This window comes from Acinetobacter sp. NigerLNRRAM0016 (assembly GCF_054112845.1).
In genome coordinates this window covers 1-18,203 of record NZ_JBSYVT010000001.1, presented here as the reverse complement: position 1 = coordinate 18,203, position 18,203 = coordinate 1, and the positions used below count along the sequence as shown (strand labels likewise).

Genomic DNA, 18,203 nt, shown 5'->3' with positions numbered 1-18,203 from the left:
CTAGAGCATGGGAGGAAGGCGATTAAGTGTTTTTGAGCGGACCCCAATCGTAAATTTTCTTCTGATAGGCATACCACATCATCCAGAAACCAATCAGAATCATTGGAATGGTCAGGAATTGTCCTTTACTCATCCATGCAATGAACAGTTGTCCATTGTCGGGTTCGCGGAAAAACTCGACCACGAAACGTGCAATCCCATAACCAATCAGGAACAGGGCGGATACTGCCATACGTGGACGTGGTTTAGAACTGAACCACCAGAGTACGATAAACAGAATAAGACCTTCACACAGTGCTTGATACAGCTGTGACGGGTGGCGTACCAGTTGCAGTGGATCGGTCGGGAAAATCATACCGAGTGCAAAGTTAGGATCGGACACAGGGCGGCCATACAATTCACCACCAATAAAGTTGCCGATACGACCAAACATCAAGCCTGTCGGGACACACGGTGCAATAAAGTCTAAGGTTTGGAACCATGTCATTTGATACTTTTTACACCAAAGCAACATTGCAATCATGACCCCAAGGAAACCGCCATGGAAGCTCATGCCACCAGTCCAGACTTGGAATAACCACAGTGGATTGGCAAGGAATTGTTCAAAGCCATAAAAGAAGACATAACCTACGCGACCACCAATGACGACACCCAGTGCGCCATAGAAAATCAGATCTGAGACCATGTCTGAGGTCCAGCCTGTTCTGAGTTTGGCACGATAGGTGGCGAGGCCCCATGCAAAGAGAAAGGCCAGTAAATACATCAGTCCATACCAATGCACTTGTAAAGGACCCAACGAAATCGCAATTGGGTCGATATTTGGATAGGTGAGCATGCCTGTTCCTAGTCATTCTGTTTTGCACAGATTTTAGCGGAATACAATGAAAAATGTTGTACATTCAATGTGTAAAGATATAGAGCAAATTTTATGTGTATTGTGGCAATCGCATGGCATATTTTAGAACACACGCCGTTATGTCTCATTTCTAATCGGGATGAGTTTTATCATCGTCCTACACAAGCCTTATCCACATGGTCAGATAGTCCTGTCATTGCAGGCAAGGATTTACAGTCTGGTGGTACATGGATGGGAGTGACCGCGACAGGGCGTTGGGCAATTGTGACCAATTTCCGTGATGGACGAGATCAGCAAACTTATTCCACCTCACGCGGACATTTGGTACAAGCCTTTTTAGAGTCGGATCTGGCACCCATTCGTTTTGCCAAACAGCTGGAACAGCAGCAACGAGACTATGCTGGGTTTAATTTGTTCTTGGGGGATCGAGAGCAGGCAATTTATATGAGTAATCGCGGGGAAGCACCGCAAGTATTGGCCAAAGGGGTATATGTGGTATCCAATGGTTTGATGACCGAGCATTGGGAGAAAACCCGACATTTGCGCAAGCGCTTTACCCAAGAATTATTGCCGATGTTGCAACGTGAACAAAGTTCAGAAGCCGAGTTGCAATATGCAGTGTGGGATATTTTGGAAGATGAACGCAAAATTATTCCAGAACTGTTACCTGATACGGGCATTAGTGCTGAGATGGAAGCACTGTTGTCGTCGACCTTTATTCAAAGTCCTGTCTATGGCACCCGTTGTTCCAACTTTTTAAGAATGGGGCATGAGCACTGGGATTGGCAGGAGAAATCACAGCAAGGTGAAACACAAGGGCAAAGCGTAGAGCTAAAAATTCCCTTAATGGATCAATCTTCAAGATAAAAAATGCCGACACTCGGTCGGCATTTTCTAAAATAGAATATTATGCACCAGCAATGACACCGCCATCTTTACGGGTAATCACCACAGTTGCAGAACGAGGGCGTGCAGTCGTGTTGTTAGCATCTGTTTGCGTTGCAGGCCAATGGCTGGTCGCAGCATCATAGCTGTCCGAATCTTCACCTGGGTGCTGTACATTAATGAAGATAGCCTTGTAGTCTGGTGTCATGGCAATGCCTGTGATCTCACATTCCTTAGGACCCACCAAGAAGCGACGTAAGGTTTTGTCAGTGACTTGAGCACCAGCGATGGTCGCTTGACCATTGATTGCTGTTGTTGCTGCGCCATCGCCAATTTGACCTGGAAGTGCCGCCAACATCATACAGTTGGTGACATCGGTATACGCGCCATCATCAGTTTGAATCCAGAGTACACCACGTGGGTCGAACCACATGCCATCAGGTGAAGACAAATCATTATTGTCAGTTAAACCCGACAAGTTAATGTTTGAATCCATTGAAGCTTCAGAGCCGAATAGATAGATATCCCAAGCGAAAGTTGTCGCGGTAGTTTTGTCGCCCGCTTCTTTAAAGCGAATGATATGACCATTGACGTTACCGTTACCACCTTCAGGGTCACTATAGTTACGTGGGTTGGCTGCATCGGTTGGATAGTCGGTGCCGCGTTTCGAGTTGTTGGTCAAAGTCACATAAACTTCGCCATTTACAGGGTTGACTGTAGCCCATTCTGGACGGTCCATTTTGGTTGCACCCATAGCATCGGCTGCAAGTCGAGCAAACGTGACGACATCCGCTTGCGAGCTAAATGGATAGACACTATTGGATGCATCTAAACCATTTTTACCATAGCTGAGTTCTAGCCATTCACCTGAACCATCACTGTTGAATTTAGCGACATATAACGTACCGTTATCCATGTATTTGTCGCCAGCGGTATATCCACCATTTACATCTTTGCTGTCCCAGTTGGCAGAAGAGACAAACTTGTAGATGTATTCACCACGCGAGTCATCGCCCATATAGAAAGCTAAAGGTTCACCTTCTACCGCACGACAAGCGCTATCTTCATGTGCAAAACGACCCAAAGAGGTACGTTTCACTGGGTTTGCACTACGACTAAATGGGTCAATCTCGACCATCCAGCCAAACGTATTTGGGCCATTACGGTAGTCTTCAGTCGCTAGGTTAGCGACGACATCGGCATTCCAGCGGTCATAGAGGTCTTGAGATTCAAGTTGACCTTGTGCAGTTTCCCAACCATAACGTGAGCTCGAACCTGCTTTTAGACCATAACGCTTAAGGGCAATAATTTCTGAAGCACTGCGGTTTGCATCATCTGTTGAGCTACGAGCAAAATAGCCAATGAAGTTTTCTTCTGTGGTGAGGTAGGTGCCCCAAGGGGTGTAACCATTGCCACAGTTGTTATGCGTACCACGGGTTTGTTTACCCGCTGGAGAAAACTTGGTTTTGACTAAATCTGAATCTGCTGCTACACCTGCAAAGTCCATTACGGTCGATGCGGTAATACGACGGTTAAACAGTGAGCTTTTTACAATCTCAACTTTTTGTGTAGCGCTGTCTTTCTTAATATGCACAACAGACACACCGTGTGCATTGGTTTCACGAATCACTTCATCTTCAGGGCGGCGACCATCGACTTTGGTGGCGCCTGTCGGGTGTAAGAAGGTTTGGTTGATATATTCGTGGTTCATGACCAGTAAACCTTCGGTAGAAACCGTGTCATCGAATTTACTGGTACTGCTGTTTAAACCGAAGTAGTGCATACCATCATGGCAGTCACCAGAACGGAATTGGAAGCTTGGACCTGATGGAACATTGTTGTCGTCCCAATCTGCATAGCTCGGGTTAATTGAGTCACCTAGTGCATACAATACTGTTGCTTCATAGCCTTCAGGTACAGTCACAATGTCATTCAGGTTTTTATCAACCACAGAGAAGGTTAATTCTGTTGGCTTTTGCTCTGGATCTACAGTTGCGCTTGGTGGGGTTGAATTATCATCATCGTCACTACACGCGGTTAATGAGGATGCCAAAGCTAGCGCGACTGCACCGCTTGCGGTTTTTCCAATCAAGCTACGACGAGTCATACGTTGTTCTAAAATGTCACGGAAGTGCACATTATCAGAGGTGTTGTTATCTAGTTCCTGATCTTCATGATATGGCGTCAGCTCGGTCATGATTTTTCCTAATTCATCAATGAGTTATAAAGTCCTCATTAACTTATGGAATAAATATGACAAGACTTTTACCAAACAGTGAAAATCTGGTGAAGAAATCAAGTCATTTTGATGAAAAAGGCAGACCGAAGTCTGCCGAATTAAAGTAATGACGTGCTTTATGCGAGGCGGCGTTTCTTTTCAATTAGTTTGCCAAATAAAAGGCCCAACTCAAACAGCATCCACATTGGGACTGCCAACATAATCATAGACAAGGCATCGGGTGGGGTCACAAACATGGAGACAAAAAAGCATCCCACCACAATAAAGCGACGTTTTTCAACCAGCTGCTGCGTCGAAACCAGACCAATTAAAATCAGCAATAGGGTGATCACGGGTATTTCAAAGGTCAGACCAAACACCAAAAACAGTTTTAAACAGAAGGTGAGGTAACTATTAATATCGGTCATCGGTGCCACAGTTTCAGGCGTTACACTCATAAAGAAATGCAAGATTGAGGGCAAAGCCACATAGTAGGCAAAGGCAATGCCTGCATAAAACAAGCTGATACTGCCCACCAATAAAGGTAGCGCCAGCGTTTTTTCTTTTTCATACAGTGCAGGTTTAATAAATGCCCAGATTTGATAAAGAATAAACGGCATTGCCAACATCAGTGCTACAAAAAAGTTAAGCTTAAAGGGTGCCATAAAGGTTGCTGTGACATCGGTCGCAATCATGGACGATGAAAGCGGTAACTGCACGCGCAAAGGTTCAGACATCAACTGATAAGTCTGATTGGCAAAAGGCAATAAGCAAAAAAACAGGGCAATCAATAAGCCGACAATTTTGAATAAATGCTGTCTTAAGGCAATCAAATGTTTGGTGATCGGCATTTCTTCTAAAGGGGCTTGCGTAGGTTGCATCGCACTGGGCAGATTTTGAGACTCTACAGGCATGTTCATACCGCCACCTTTAATTCAGGCAATTCAATCAGAGGATCCAGAGAAGTTGTGGGCTTCTCATTCTCAAGCAGTTTGAGCGAAGAAGCAGGGTGTCGATGAAGCATGGCGTGTTTTTGCTGTGAGCATGGAATATAAGTCAAAACTAAATTCTTATTTTGAGTAACGCTGTTTTGCTGTTGTTGTTCGACCGCGCTATGGTTTTGTTGTTGTAATTCCTGCATTTGGGCCTGCATTTTTTGCTCAAGCTGTTGAATGCGCTTCATTTCATTTTGCATTTGTTCACGTAATTCAGACATGCGTAATTCACGATCAATGTCATTTTGTACATTGCTGATCATGCGTTTCAATTTGCCATACCACTTGCCCGCAAAACGTGCAGCTTCTGGCAATTTTTCTGGCCCAAGCACCAATAATGCAATGATGCCGAAGGTCAGCAGTTCAGTCATTCCAATATTGAGCATTGAATGATTACCTGTAACTTATGAGCGTGTTGAAGTTTTCACTTCAGCAGTATTTTGATGTTCTAAAGTACGTGGTTCATTCAGTGCTGAAGTCGCTTCATCGTCTTTTACTGATTTTTTAAAATCTTTAATGGCACCACCCACATCTTTACCTAAATTTTTCAGTTTTGATGTACCAAATAGTAAGATCACTACAATTGCAAAAATCAGCACATGCCAAATTGATAAACCAGCCATCATAATTTCCTCATTTTTATTTATGCCTTATCACAACAGTTCAAGATGACAGGGATGTGACGATAGGGTTGCAATTTCAAGACAGCGGATTAGGCGCATTGTCGGAGCAATGGGTGTTATGATGATTAGGTGAAATTTCAAGGAATATAGATGTGGCTTTGCTGTTGCCATTATTGGCATTTTTAACAGGTTTAATGCTTGCCACGACACCAGTTGTTTCGCAATTAAAAACAGTACTATCTAGCCTGTTAGCCCGTTGTTTTATTCCCATCGTGATTATTTACAATATGGTGTTTTACCAAGCTGGAAGCTTGAGCTTGATGCTATTTAGCTTTGTGGTCGCCATTCTGCTGTTCTATTTTTTTCTTTATTTTGCCAAAAACAAGCTGAGTGCCTTGTGCTTTAGTTATGTCAATATGGCATGGTTGGGCTTTCCTTTTGCCATCGCTTTGTTTGGTGCAGAAATCAGCCCTGCCATGGTGGCGTTATATATTGGGGGTTCTATTTTTGGCAATCTTTGGGCAGTAACCGCAGTCAGTGATACGCCGCAGCCCATGGCTGCTATTTTGAAAAAAGTAGCATTTTCGCCCCCAATTGTTGCTTTAAGTTTGGCAGCATTATTCTGGTTGTTTGGTATACAGCACTGGCTACAACAGCATGGGGTAAATTGGATTTATACCGCAGCGAAGTTGGCTATGAGCTTTTCAGGCATGTGTGTTTTGGGGATGTGGCTGCGGCACACCAAAGTCCAAGCCGCTGATTTGTGGCAAAGTAGCCAAACTGCTGCACTAAAATTATTGTGCGGTGTAATGCTTTGTGGTTTGACCTATCGTTTTGTTCCGATTCCACAGATTGAACACTACATTGGAGTCATGTTCTTGTTGTTCTGTTTGCCGCCAGCAGCCAATATTGTGGCGTTGGAAACGCATTATCAGGGCACGGGAACTTCAGCCAAATATATTGCTTCGGGAACAATGGTGAGTTGCGTGGTGGTGAGTCTCTATGGGGTTTTATTACATCTGTTGTCTTGAGGAGAATCCCTCACTTCTGAATAGAGAGGGATTGATGCATCATGAGCTGGAAAATTATTTTTCCAGACTGTGTTTGAATAACTGCATAGCTTGACCACGATGGCTGATTTTATTCTTTTCTTCTTTACTCATTTCAGCACTAGAAATGCCCAGTTCAGGTAACCAGAATAATGGGTCGTAGCCAAAACCATTTTCACCACGTGCTGCTTCTAACACTTCACCTTTCCAGATGCCTTGGAAAATTTGTGGGAGTGGATCATCGGCATGTTGTACCAGTGCCAAAACACACACGAACATCCCTTCAATCGCTTCACCATCTTTGCGTAGCGGCTTCAATTGCTCTAATAGCTTTTCATTGTTGGCAGCATCATCGCCGTGTTCACCTGCAAAACGTGCAGAATAAATGCCTGGTGCACCACCTAAAACTGGGACACAAATACCCGAGTCATCTGCAATCGCTGGCTTGCCTGAAATACGGCTGGCATGACGGGCTTTGATGATGGCATTTTCAACAAAACTGAGACCATCTTCCACGGCATCTTCAATATTGAGTTGACCTTGTGGTACTACGTTTACTGGCAGTTGCAATTCAGCAAAAAGTTTCTCAAATTCAGCAATTTTACCTTTGTTGTTACTGGCAAGCACTAATGTGCCTTGGTTAAGCCATGATTGAGTAGACATATTAGTTTTTAGATCAGCATAAAATAAGTGAGATTCTAGGCTGTTTTTATAGAAGAGGATAGTCTGTAATTGGCGCTAATTAATAGTAGGAAAACTTTCCAACCTTAAATTTTTGTTTAGTATTCACTATTTATTATTACTTCCTGTTTTTCCAAATGCCGGACGTAAGGTATACGATAAATCATCCTCAATCAGTTGTAGGACATTAGAAGAAACACTATATGTCCTAATTTCAATCTCGTAATCACCTTGAAACCAATTTATTAACCTTAAGGCATAAGTTTTAGTATGAGTGCCTAAAACATGCTGTTTTAAGCGGTTAATTATATTTTTGGAAGAAGATCCAACATAAAGGACTTCCGAGGGATGAGGATTAATCTTTGGACAAGCCATTTCGTTGTTGCTTTTAAATTGTATAAATCGGGAATGAGTTTCCTTGGGATTGCCGTTGATTTCTTTGATGATATAAATAGCGGATGTATTTTGTTTTAGTTTTTTTCCATAAAGTGTCAAAAAATTTTCTAGATTATCATTACTTGAATAAATATAAATGTTTGTTGGCTTTGATTGTTTTGCTATTTTGCAATCGTGAATAAGTTCATCTAAATATTGATGCTTCATAATATTATTAATAATTTTCAACTTTTTTAGATTTATCAAACCGACTTAAAAAAGTCGGTTTGATAAGAAAATTTATTTCATTCTAGAGTCGTATTATTGCGCTTGAATCCATTTGTCGGCACGGTCACGTGCCAAGCGAATCTGGTCTTGAGTCAAGTTGGCAGCCAAAGCGGTTTTCTTGCCTTCTGACATGCTAATCACTTTATTGTCGAGCATGCCATCACGGGTCGAAAGTTCATACCACTGGTAAGCACCAATGTAGTTTTTCTTTTGCTCTTCCATCATGGCAAGGTTGAAGCTGGCACGGTTGTCACCATGGCTAGCCGCCTTTTCAAAGTATTGGCGAGCCAGAGTTTCATTCTTGGCAACACCGACACCATCAGCATACATACGACCGACATTTAACTGGGCAGGGGATAAACCCTGATCAGCAGCAGCTTTAAACCAAGCAAACGCCTGACGGTCATCCTGCTTGATATCTTTACCTTTTTGGTATTTGGTACCTAAGTAAAACTGTGCAGCAGGTTGACCCGCTTTAGCAGCTTTGACTAAGTTATCAATATCCATGGTTGAATATTGGGCAGCTTGACTAGAAATTGAAGCAGATGGCGAAACGTACTCAGCATGAGACTGAATGCTAAAAAGTCCAAAAACTAGTGTGCTTAATAATAATTTTTTCATAGCGCGCTCACTCGATAAATTGCGACTTCACCAAACAGATTCGGGATATGTTTACTAAGTAAACTACCTTGCTGATCCCCATTAACGGCGAGTCGATTAATTATTCGGATGTTGTTTTCTGCACAAAGTGCTTCAAAATCTCGAAAAGTACATAAGTGGATGTTTGGAGTATTATACCACATATACGGTAAAGCTTCTGAAACAGGCATCATTCCTTTTAAAGCCAAGAAAGAACGGGTCTTCCAATGCGCAAAGTTTGGAAAGGTAATAATAGCTTGTTTCCCCACACGCACCATATCACGTAACAATACGTCTGGCGCATCTACAGCTTGCAAAGCTTGTGCCATCACCACATAGTCAAAAGACTGGTCGGCAAAACGGCTTAAACCTAAATTTAAGTCCTGCTGAATAATATTTAACCCGCGACTGATGGCAATTGCAATCTTTTCCTGATCAATTTCTAAGCCATATGCACGAATATTGTGCTGTTTGCTCATGTGAGCCAGTAATTCACCATCACCACAGCCCAAATCGAGCACTTTGGAGTCTGGTTTAATCCATGCTTCTGCCAGTTGATGATCGATACGCATTACACAGCCTCCTTAGGGGTAGATTTAAGGTGTTCTTCACCACCTAAAAATGCACGTAATGATTTTACATAGAGCGGAATCGGGAACAAGAACGAGTCATGACCTTGTTCTGCCTCAATGTCTAGATAGCTGACAGGCTTATGGTTGCTAATCAGCGCATCCACAATTTCTTGTGAACGTTCAGGCGTAAAGCGCCAGTCCGTGGTAAATGACACCACCAAGAATTTACATTGGGTATTTGACATGGCTTGTGTCAATGAATGTTCATATTCACGTGACGGATCGAAATAATCCAGTGCCTTGGTCATAATTAAATAGGTATTGGCATCAAAGTTACGACTGAACTGTTCACCTTGATAACGCAAATAACTTTCGACTTGGAATTCGACATCAAAACCATACATAAATTTGCCTGACTTCAAGTCACGACCAAATTTTTGTTTCATGGCTTCTTCAGACAGGTAAGTAATGTGACCGACCATACGCGCCAAAATTAAGCCGCGTTTTGGATAGCTGTCATGTTCTAAATAACGGCCTTGATGGAAATCTGGATCCGACAGAATCGACTGACGCGCCACTTCGTTAAAGGCAATATTCTGTGCAGAGAGTTTTGGGGCACTGGCGATGATCACGCATTTCTGTAAGCGTTCAGGATAATCCACCGACCATTGTAAAGCCTGCATGCCCCCCAAAGAGCCGCCAATAATCGCATACCACGTTTGAATACCTAAGCGATCTGACAACATGGCTTGCGTTTTGACCCAGTCACGTACCGTCACTAAAGGAAAATCTGGACCATAAGGACGATTATCATTTTCTGGATTAGGCGAAGTAGGACCCGTAGAACCGCTACAGCCACCAATGTTATTTAAGGCAACCACAAAGAATTTTGAAGTATCAATCGCTTTTCCAGGACCAATACATAAATCCCACCAGCCTGCTTTTTTATCATCTTCATGATGATAACCCGCTGCATGGTGATGTCCCGACAAGGCGTGACAAATGAGAATGGCATTCGAGTGATCTGCGTTGAGTGTGCCGTAGGTTTCAACCATCATTTCGAAACGTGGTAAAACACGACCACATTCTAGTTCTAACGGCTCTTCGAATTGGAACTTTTGTGGGGTTACGAGACCCACTGAGTCAGCTGGAAAAGACACAGAAATACTTCGCCTTAAATTTTTTAGAACAATAAACAAAAGGATACCACTTGAGGGTATCCTTCTAAAGTCATTTTAGTGCTAATTATTATTGCTAATACTTATACCGCAGCAGCAATCACTTGGTCAGTGCTAAGCACACCTTGTGCAATTAAGCGGTTGGTACATGCAAGGATGGCTTCGATTGAGGCAGTCACAATGTTGTCATGAACACCCGCACCAAAGGCAGATTTACCTGTACCTTTTACCTGAATTTCAATCAAGGCCAAGGCTTTGGCATGTGCACCTGAACTGATACTGCGTTCTTCATAGTTCAAGACATCAATTGGTAATTGAAGCGCATTTAACATTGCCGAAATTGGACCATTGCCTTCGCCACGTAAATGTTGAATTTCACCATCAAGTTCGATATCCAACTCAATCACTTGGTTGCCATTTTCATCTGACAAGCGGTAATTTTTCGCTGAATAATGCGCGTCTTTGGTTTCAACATAGGTATTTTTGAACAAGTTCCAGATTTGTTGTGCTGAAACTTCAACACCTTCTTCATCCGCCACTTGCTGTACCACTTGAGAGAATTCGATTTGTAAACGACGCGGTAATACCACGTTGTAGTTCGATTCTAACAAGTAGGAAATACCACCTTTACCAGATTGTGAATTGACACGAATTACCGCATCGTAGTCACGACCCAAGTCTTTCGGATCGATTGGTAAGTATGGCATGTCCCAGATTTCTTCATTTTTCTGGTATTCAAAGCCTTTCTTAATCGCATCTTGGTGTGAACCAGAGAATGCTGTGAAGACCAAGTCACCTGCATATGGATGACGTGGGTGTACAGGTAAGCCAGTACATTCTTCAACAGTCGCAATCACTTCATTAATGTTGGAGAAGTCTAAGTTTGGTGCAACACCCTGGGTGTACATGTTCAAGGCAATCGCAGCAACGTCTACGTTACCTGTGCGCTCACCATTACCAAAGACACAACCTTCTACACGGTCAGCACCTGCCATAATCGCCAATTCAGAAGCCGCGATACCACAGCCACGGTCATTGTGGCAGTGTACAGAAATAATCACGCCGTCACGACGGGCAATATTACGGTGCATCCATTCAATTTGGTCTGCGTAAACGTTTGGAGTCGATACTTCGACTGTAGCTGGTAAGTTCAAAATCACTTTATGGTCTGGGCGTGCATCCCAGATTTCAGTCACAGCATCACAGACATCTTTGGCAACTTCTAATTCAGTTGCAGAGAAACATTCTGGGCTGTATTGGAAGACCCATTCAGTTTCTGGTTGTTGCGCTGCATATTCTTTAACTTTTGTCGCTGCGTTAATTGCTAATTGTTTTGCACCAGCAACATCCACATTCAATACTTTTTGGCGGAATGTTGGCGAGTTTGAATTGTAGATATGCACAATCGCGCGTTTTGCACCTTGTAACGATTCGAAGGTACGTTGAATCAAATGGTCACGTGCTTGAACTAAAACTTCAATGTATACGTCATCAGGAATATGACCTTCTTCAATCAATTTACGAGTGAAGTCAAAGTCAATTTGAGACGCAGAAGGGAAGCCAATTTCAATATGTTTAAAGCCAATTTTGACCAACATTTGGAACATTTTAAACTTCTGTTCCATGTCCATTGGTTCAAAAATTGCTTGGTTACCGTCACGAAGGTCGGTACTCATCCAAATCGGCGCTTGGGTAATTTCGTTGTTTGGCCATTGACGGTCAGGCAAGTCTACACGCTGGTACATGCGACGGTATTTTTTACTTGGATCAGCCAACATCATGAGGAACTCCTTGTGTAGTGCCTGTTGCTCGGTCTTATTAAAATGCAACGTACTACTAATATATGGTGTCTATTTAAACAAAATTAAAGGGATATTCAGGGGGGATTGCTTAAAAAAGCAAAATTTTTATACGCGCGCGTGGCGCAGCATCAGGAGATTCAATTGAGGTTGAGCGTGAGTCGGAAAAGCAAAAATATCATTCGTTTTCATCATGTAACCATCAAGATCAATACAAAGGTTTCACTTATGCAAACCTTTTAGGAAAAATTGCATCAGTGCTAAGTCTATAGTCATATCATATCGCGCTTGTGTTGAGAATGTTTTCCGAATATCAGATTGAATAAAAAAATAATGAGATTTTTTTTCTAATTTTTTTTATTTATGAGTATTTTTTATTGAGTATTGGTAGTTGGTTAAATGATTATAAAAGTAAATCACAATATTTACTTAAATTTTTCTCGCTACTGTTTGGATGTGGGCGACTACAGTAGCGAGCATTTTAAATTGGTTTTAAGGTCTTAAAGTTCAGCCCATTTGCGCATCAAGTTGTGGTAAAGGTTGGTGAGTTTAATCACTTCTTCATGTTGATCACCCAACTGCATGCGCAGGTTTTGCACAGTTTGATCAAGATTGAACAACATATGGCGTTCAGCATCATCGCGTACCATGCTTTGTACCCAAAAGAAGGAAGCAATACGACAGCCCGACGTTACCGCAGTTACTTCATGCAAACTGGTAGAAGGGTAGAGGATCATGTCCCCTGCAGGAAGTTTAACTTCATGATAGCCATAAGTGTCCTCAACCACGAGATCACCACCTTCATATTCTTCAGGCTCACTTAAAAATACCGTACAGGATAAATCGGTACGCAAGCGTTCATTGGTACCACGAATACGACGAATGGAATTGTCGACATGAAAACCAAAAGATTCATTGTTTTCGTAACGGTTAAATAGAGGGGGAATAATATCTAAGGGAATAGCTGCAGAAAGAAATAAAGGATGCTGCCCGAGCGATTCTAAAATAATCGTACTAAGATGATGTGTTAGCGGGTGATCTTCAGGGAGCTGCTGATTCTGTTTTACTGTCGCAGATAGAGTGCCTGCGGTAACTTTTCCATTGACCCATTCAATTTTGTCCATTTCATCACGGAAGTATTGAACTTGTTCTTTTGTCAGTACATTAGGGATATGATGAATCACGCGAACACCTTTTATTTAGAATAACTTAATACATGCAAATAGCCTCTGCATGCAGAGGCTATTTTTATATCACAATTCCATAATTAATTTATGGGATTAGTATTTAAAGTTTACAGCAAGTACTGCGCTACGACCTTCAGCTTCAGTGGCATAGTGTGATGCATAAGCTTTTGTAAAATAGCGTTTGTCCGAAAGGTTGTTCACGTTTAGCTGTACATCTACATTTTTGTTCACGTTATAACGCGCCATAGCATCATAGCGAACATAGCCTGGAACCCATTTGGTATTGGCAAGGTCACCATAAACCTTGTCCATTGCTACTGCACCTGTACCAAGTGTCAACTTTGGCATAACTTGATAAGTTGTCCACAGCGTTGCACTATTTTTAGGAACGTTTGGAAGCTGATTTCCATTATAGATTGATTGATCTGTACAAGTGGTGCCGCGGCAGCTCACACCATTTTTTGTTGCTTCGCTGTCTAAATAAGTATAACCCGCAGAAATATCCCATTTTTCTGTAATTTTACCGTTTAAGCCAAGCTCAAGTCCGTCAACTTTACTTTCACCAATGTTGGCGTAAGTCGTTGAATCTAATTGAACACGTGCGTTTTGTTTTTCTGTACGGAAAATAGCAGCAGTTAAATTAAGACGATCATTAAACAGATCCCATTTTGTTCCTAATTCAAATGTACGGCTTTCCTCTGGATCTAGGTTGCTGTAATTTGCCCCAATCGCTTCAGAGCCATCACCTGCATCTACACCGACAGGATTAGCTGAAGTTGCAAAGCTTGCGTAAATTGAACCATTTTCCACAGGTTTAAAGGTTAAACCTGCTTGATAGTTAATGAAATCGGTATCACTTTCAGTTTGTGTGATTGTTCCTTCGCTATATGAGCTATTAAAACGACCAGCAACCATAGTTTGTTCGGTATCGAATTTATCCCAACGAATTCCCAAGTCTAATAACCATTGCGGATTAAACTCGATGCTATCCAAGATATAAACAGAAGTAGATTTTGTCTGGATATTGTAGCGGTCAGCACCATCTGTACTGATACTGCCTGTCCAGTCACCACGATTAGGATTTTGGACAGAAGTACACCAACCTGATGCAATCGCAGTAGCATCACAAGAGCTATTTCCAGTAATAGAAGAGCTATTAGCTGCACCAGTAGATGATAAATTATTAATAATGTATTGCGTACGGTCAGTTTCTTGGTCGGAGTATTCAGCACCTAAATTAAAGCTATGCTTTAAGAAACCTGTATTGAATTTACCAGTTAGCGCAAGTTGGTCGGTAAAGGTATTTGTATCTGCTACACGTGAATTAACACGAGCCCATACCGTGCCAGTTTTGTAAATATTACCTTTTGAGTCATCTGGGTTGGTCCAAAGGTAATCATTTTTAGATTGGCTATAAACTGCGGTGTTTGTTAGTGTTAAGTCATCCGCTAGATCGTGTTCAAGCTTGATTGTACCAATTTGATTTTCTTGTTTTTGAAAATCACGATCTTTCCAGCCGTAGTAAACCCCTTGCTTAACATCAATCGGTTTACCTGAATATTGAGAATATCCTGTTGGGTTGTTGTATGGCACACCAGAATCAGGTGTATCGTCAGTTTTTAAATAGTAATAACTGAGCGTAGCACGAGTGTCGCTGTCTAAACCAAAGGTGATACTTGGAGCGATACCTGCGCGAGCATATTCAGTACCGTCTGACTGACCTGCTTTGTCATTGTGGTGTCCCATCACAGCTACACGTGCAGCGATACCATTACCAAAGTCTTTATTTCCATCAAGGGTAATACGTTGATAGTTATCTGTACCGCCAGCAACAGAACCTTCTAAAAAGTCGCCTTTTTTAGCCACTTTAGAAATCATGTTGATGCTGCCACCAACTGAACCTGCACCGCCTAAAGTTGATGCAGAGCCTTTAGTCACTTCAACTTGTTCAACGGCAAACATTTCACGATTTTGTGATGATGCATTACGAATACCATCAACATACATTGAGCTTTCAGAGTTATAACCACGAATGAAAGGACGGTCACCATTTGGGTTACCTCCTTCACCAGCACCTAAAGTAATCCCAGGAACGGTACGAAGGGCATCACTTAGCGTTGTAACGTTAGTGTCTTCAATCAGTTGTTTTGAAATGATCGAAACTGATTTTGGCGTATCTAATAAAGGAGCAACATATTTGCTATTTGCAGAATTATCTACTTTTAAACTCTTTTGTGTGTCTGCACTTGCCTGTGCTTGAATTGTTGGAAGTTTTGTCGCGTCATCCTGTGCAATTGCAGTAGTAGCGATTACCGATAAAGAAGAGGCAATTGCCGTCGACACTAATTTTTTACGCGTTTTAATAAAAGACATTTCTGAACTCACAAAGAGTAGTAAAAATTCGTATGCGAATAATAATAATTCTTATTTATTTTACCAATTGTAATTGATTGGAATTGCCGATAAAGGGTTGTAAAGAAAATGTAAAAATAAATGAGATTGTGTAACAGTTTGTATATAAGTGCATGATTTTATATGGATATAGAAAAACCCTGCCAAGACAGGGTTTTTTATTGGGATTTTAAATATTAAAATTTAAAGGTCGTACTTAATTGGACTCTGCGACCTTCTTGTGTGTTGCTATAGTGGTTATACCAGCCAATATCTGCAACTTTTTCATAATCCGTGAAGTTTTTATCAAACACGTTATAAAGTGCAACACCAACGTCCCAATGATCATTCACAGTGAAATTGGAGCCGACATGTAGAAGAGCATATGCTTTGTAGTCACCTAAAGCATTGTAAATGGCTTTTTCATCTTTGGTCAGATTGGCATAAGTTTTTGTATAGCGTGCGCGTTCACTTCTGTATTCACCGCGAGCCCACAGTTGAATGTTGTCATCAGCTTGCCACTTAAGTGATGCATTGACCATATGTTCTGGCGTGTCATTGAGAGGTGGGTTACCAAGCTTAGAATCTGTAATTTCAGTTTCGGTCCACGTGTAGTTAATACCGAAGTTCCATGCAGGATAGAACTCCCAATTTAACCCCGTTTCAATTCCATAGACTTCAGCATCTTCGGCATTGGTTGGTCGTGTGACGTTCCAAGAATCAGCTTTGCCAGTGGTTGGGTGATAGCCCATCATCCATGGTGTGCCAATAGAAGCCATATATTTTTCACAGTCTGCTTTAGACCAGCTACTTCCAGAAGTTGACGTTGTATCGGTATTACAGCTGAATTCAGTATTGCCACTGACAATTTTATCTTCAATCTGGCTGTAAAAAGCGGTGATGTTATAGTCGAAGTTTTTATTGTTGGTGAAAGATGTCCCGAACTCAAAATTCTTACTGGTTTCAGGCTTTAAATTTGGATTACCAAAGAGGGGATTACGCCCTTGACCGCCAACATTATAAATACCGTTGGTGAGTCGCTCTAAGCGTGGCGCTTTATAGCCCTCAGAATAACCGCCTTTGAATGTCCAGTTATCATTCGCATTCCAGACTAAATAGGCACGAGGAGTCCAAAAGTCTCCAAAGGTATCGTGATCATCAAAGCGTAGACCTAAAGTAAGTGCTAAATGATCCGTCAGTGCCCATGTATCTTCAGCGAATAATCCGATTTGGGTAAATGAAATTTCTTTGTTTTCTCTTAAGCCATCTTGCAGACTGGCATCCCACCATTGACCGCCTAAAGCTATATTATGTCGATCAAAATATTGAGTGGTAAATTTGGTATCAAAAATCGTGTCTTCACTTTCCAGTAAACGAGGTGTGATGGCTTGAGACATATTTTGCGCACGTGCTGGAATCAAACGCCCAATGGTTTCAGTTTGAGTATTGGCAATACTTGATTCAAGTGTACCGATTTGATTACGCCAAGTATGGGCTAAAATGATTTTGTCACGGTTATATTCTTGAGCTTTATCATAGCCACCATTTGCACCAAGCGTACCCAACTGCCCATTACTATTGTCATACCACTGTTCAGTTTGTTCATACTCAACAGAAAGATCGTGTTGATCTGTTGGTGTTAAAGTAAGACGTACACCAATAGTTTCTAAATCTGACTTGGTTGGGTTGTTGCCCATATTCAATTCAGAAGAACCACCTTCATCATCCGAACGAGTCAGATGAGATTGATCGCGTTCAGCTTTACGTCCTCTTAATTGAATACCCAGTAAATTTGGAATAATTGGACCTGTTACATAAGCATCAACGGAGCGTTGATTGCCAAATTCTGAACTATTTGGAAGTAAAGTACCTTCTAAAGTAACTGCACCCGTCCATTCATTGCTGACTTTCTTGGTGATGATATTAACAACGCCACCCATTGCATCGGAACCATATAAAGTCGAGGCTGGACCGCGGATGACTTCAATGCGTTCAATTGCAGAAATAGGGGGGATAAAACTGTTATTTGATTCTCCAAAGCCATTTGGCGTAATGTCACCTGTACTGTTTTGGCGTCGTCCATCGACTAAAACTAAGCTGTATTCTGAATCCATGCCGCGAATACGAATATTTAAACCACCCGTTTTACCTGCTGTTGGGCTGATATCGACACCTTCAACATCGCTTAAGGCATCTGCAATTGAATTAATGCGTTTATTCTTTAAATCTTCTGCTGTGATGACAGTCATTGTCGCTGGCGCATTCTTAATATCTTGTTCAAACCCCGCTGCGGAAACCACAATGGTGGATAATTGATGCGTAGAGGAGGAGCTTTCGGAGCTGCTTTCCGCAAAAGCAGAACTGGTGGATAAACCAAGTAGCGCAAGACTGAGTGGGCGAAGGTTGAACTTACTCATAAATAGAATTCCAAAGTTGGACGAGATAAATAACTGAAAATAAATATAAA

Annotated in this window: 16 protein-coding genes; 2 read left to right on the top strand and 14 right to left on the bottom strand. The window is 41.8% G+C overall.

Annotation, left to right across the window (positions count from 1 at the left end):
- Nucleotides 1-22: 22 nt before the first annotated feature.
- Nucleotides 23-835, bottom strand: a complete 813-nt coding sequence (gene lgt, locus ACWQ4X_RS00080) for a prolipoprotein diacylglyceryl transferase (protein WP_142769541.1) — start codon at nucleotides 833-835, stop codon at nucleotides 23-25.
- Between the two features lie 93 nt (nucleotides 836-928).
- Between lgt and ACWQ4X_RS00075 the strand changes: the two genes are divergently transcribed.
- Nucleotides 929-1,723, top strand: coding sequence for an NRDE family protein (locus ACWQ4X_RS00075; protein ID WP_457902284.1), 795 nt, complete (start codon nucleotides 929-931; stop codon nucleotides 1,721-1,723).
- 40 nt (nucleotides 1,724-1,763) lie between these two features.
- On the opposite strand, the gene ACWQ4X_RS00070 is transcribed toward ACWQ4X_RS00075, so the two are convergent.
- The 4 genes from ACWQ4X_RS00070 to tatA all read right to left on the bottom strand — a co-directional run bounded on the left by ACWQ4X_RS00070 (nucleotide 1,764) and on the right by tatA (nucleotide 5,577).
- On the bottom strand, nucleotides 1,764-3,938 hold the full coding sequence (locus ACWQ4X_RS00070) for a PhoX family protein (protein WP_457902283.1): 2,175 nt from the start codon (nucleotides 3,936-3,938) through the stop codon (nucleotides 1,764-1,766).
- A gap of 158 nt (nucleotides 3,939-4,096) precedes the next feature.
- Nucleotides 4,097-4,879 carry a twin-arginine translocase subunit TatC gene (gene tatC / locus ACWQ4X_RS00065; RefSeq protein WP_457902282.1) on the bottom strand — a complete coding sequence of 261 codons (783 nt, stop codon included), beginning with the start codon at nucleotides 4,877-4,879 and terminating at the stop codon, nucleotides 4,097-4,099.
- On the bottom strand, nucleotides 4,876-5,340 hold the full coding sequence (tatB, locus tag ACWQ4X_RS00060; RefSeq protein WP_457902281.1) for a Sec-independent protein translocase protein TatB: 465 nt from the start codon (nucleotides 5,338-5,340) through the stop codon (nucleotides 4,876-4,878). Before tatB ends, tatC begins: the two co-directional genes overlap by 4 nt.
- Before the next feature lie 18 nt (nucleotides 5,341-5,358).
- On the bottom strand, nucleotides 5,359-5,577 hold the full coding sequence (gene tatA / locus ACWQ4X_RS00055; protein WP_142769536.1) for a Sec-independent protein translocase subunit TatA: 219 nt from the start codon (nucleotides 5,575-5,577) through the stop codon (nucleotides 5,359-5,361).
- A gap of 152 nt (nucleotides 5,578-5,729) precedes the next feature.
- Between tatA and ACWQ4X_RS00050 the strand changes: the two genes are divergently transcribed.
- On the top strand, nucleotides 5,730-6,608 hold the full coding sequence (locus tag ACWQ4X_RS00050; RefSeq protein WP_457902280.1) for an AEC family transporter: 879 nt from the start codon (nucleotides 5,730-5,732) through the stop codon (nucleotides 6,606-6,608).
- Nucleotides 6,609-6,662: 54 nt separating this feature from the next.
- Here the strand turns inward: ACWQ4X_RS00050 and rdgB are convergent, their stop codons facing one another.
- The 9 genes from rdgB to ACWQ4X_RS00005 form a co-directional block, all read right to left on the bottom strand.
- The gene (gene rdgB, locus ACWQ4X_RS00045) at nucleotides 6,663-7,289 is read right to left on the bottom strand and encodes an RdgB/HAM1 family non-canonical purine NTP pyrophosphatase (RefSeq protein WP_457902279.1); all 627 of its coding nucleotides are present in this window, start codon (nucleotides 7,287-7,289) and stop codon (nucleotides 6,663-6,665) included.
- A 126-nt stretch (nucleotides 7,290-7,415) separates the two neighbouring features.
- The gene (locus ACWQ4X_RS00040) at nucleotides 7,416-7,910 is read right to left on the bottom strand and encodes a hypothetical protein (protein WP_457902278.1); all 495 of its coding nucleotides are present in this window, start codon (nucleotides 7,908-7,910) and stop codon (nucleotides 7,416-7,418) included.
- Nucleotides 7,911-8,003: 93 nt separating this feature from the next.
- Nucleotides 8,004-8,591: a tetratricopeptide repeat protein gene (locus tag ACWQ4X_RS00035; protein ID WP_457902277.1), complete on the bottom strand. Its 588-nt coding sequence runs from the start codon at nucleotides 8,589-8,591 to the stop codon at nucleotides 8,004-8,006.
- Nucleotides 8,588-9,181, bottom strand: coding sequence for a methionine biosynthesis protein MetW (metW, locus tag ACWQ4X_RS00030; protein WP_016168236.1), 594 nt, complete (start codon nucleotides 9,179-9,181; stop codon nucleotides 8,588-8,590). The genes ACWQ4X_RS00035 and metW overlap by 4 nt, the downstream gene beginning before the upstream one ends.
- Nucleotides 9,181-10,341: a homoserine O-succinyltransferase MetX gene (metX, locus tag ACWQ4X_RS00025; protein ID WP_142769531.1), complete on the bottom strand. Its 1,161-nt coding sequence runs from the start codon at nucleotides 10,339-10,341 to the stop codon at nucleotides 9,181-9,183. Before metX ends, metW begins: the two co-directional genes overlap by 1 nt.
- A gap of 101 nt (nucleotides 10,342-10,442) precedes the next feature.
- Complete coding sequence (leuA, locus tag ACWQ4X_RS00020; RefSeq protein WP_100240582.1) at nucleotides 10,443-12,140, bottom strand: 2-isopropylmalate synthase; 1,698 nt, start codon at nucleotides 12,138-12,140, stop codon at nucleotides 10,443-10,445.
- 518 nt (nucleotides 12,141-12,658) lie between these two features.
- Nucleotides 12,659-13,342, bottom strand: a complete 684-nt coding sequence (locus tag ACWQ4X_RS00015) for a Fe2+-dependent dioxygenase (protein ID WP_457902276.1) — start codon at nucleotides 13,340-13,342, stop codon at nucleotides 12,659-12,661.
- Nucleotides 13,343-13,438: 96 nt separating this feature from the next.
- Nucleotides 13,439-15,718 (bottom strand): TonB-dependent receptor, encoded by a 2,280-nt coding sequence (locus ACWQ4X_RS00010; RefSeq protein ID WP_457902275.1) that lies wholly within the window; start codon nucleotides 15,716-15,718, stop codon nucleotides 13,439-13,441.
- Nucleotides 15,719-15,933: 215 nt separating this feature from the next.
- A complete protein-coding gene (locus tag ACWQ4X_RS00005) occupies nucleotides 15,934-18,153 on the bottom strand; it encodes a TonB-dependent receptor domain-containing protein (protein ID WP_457902274.1) in 2,220 nt (739 codons plus the stop codon).
- Nucleotides 18,154-18,203: the final 50 nt, after the last annotated feature.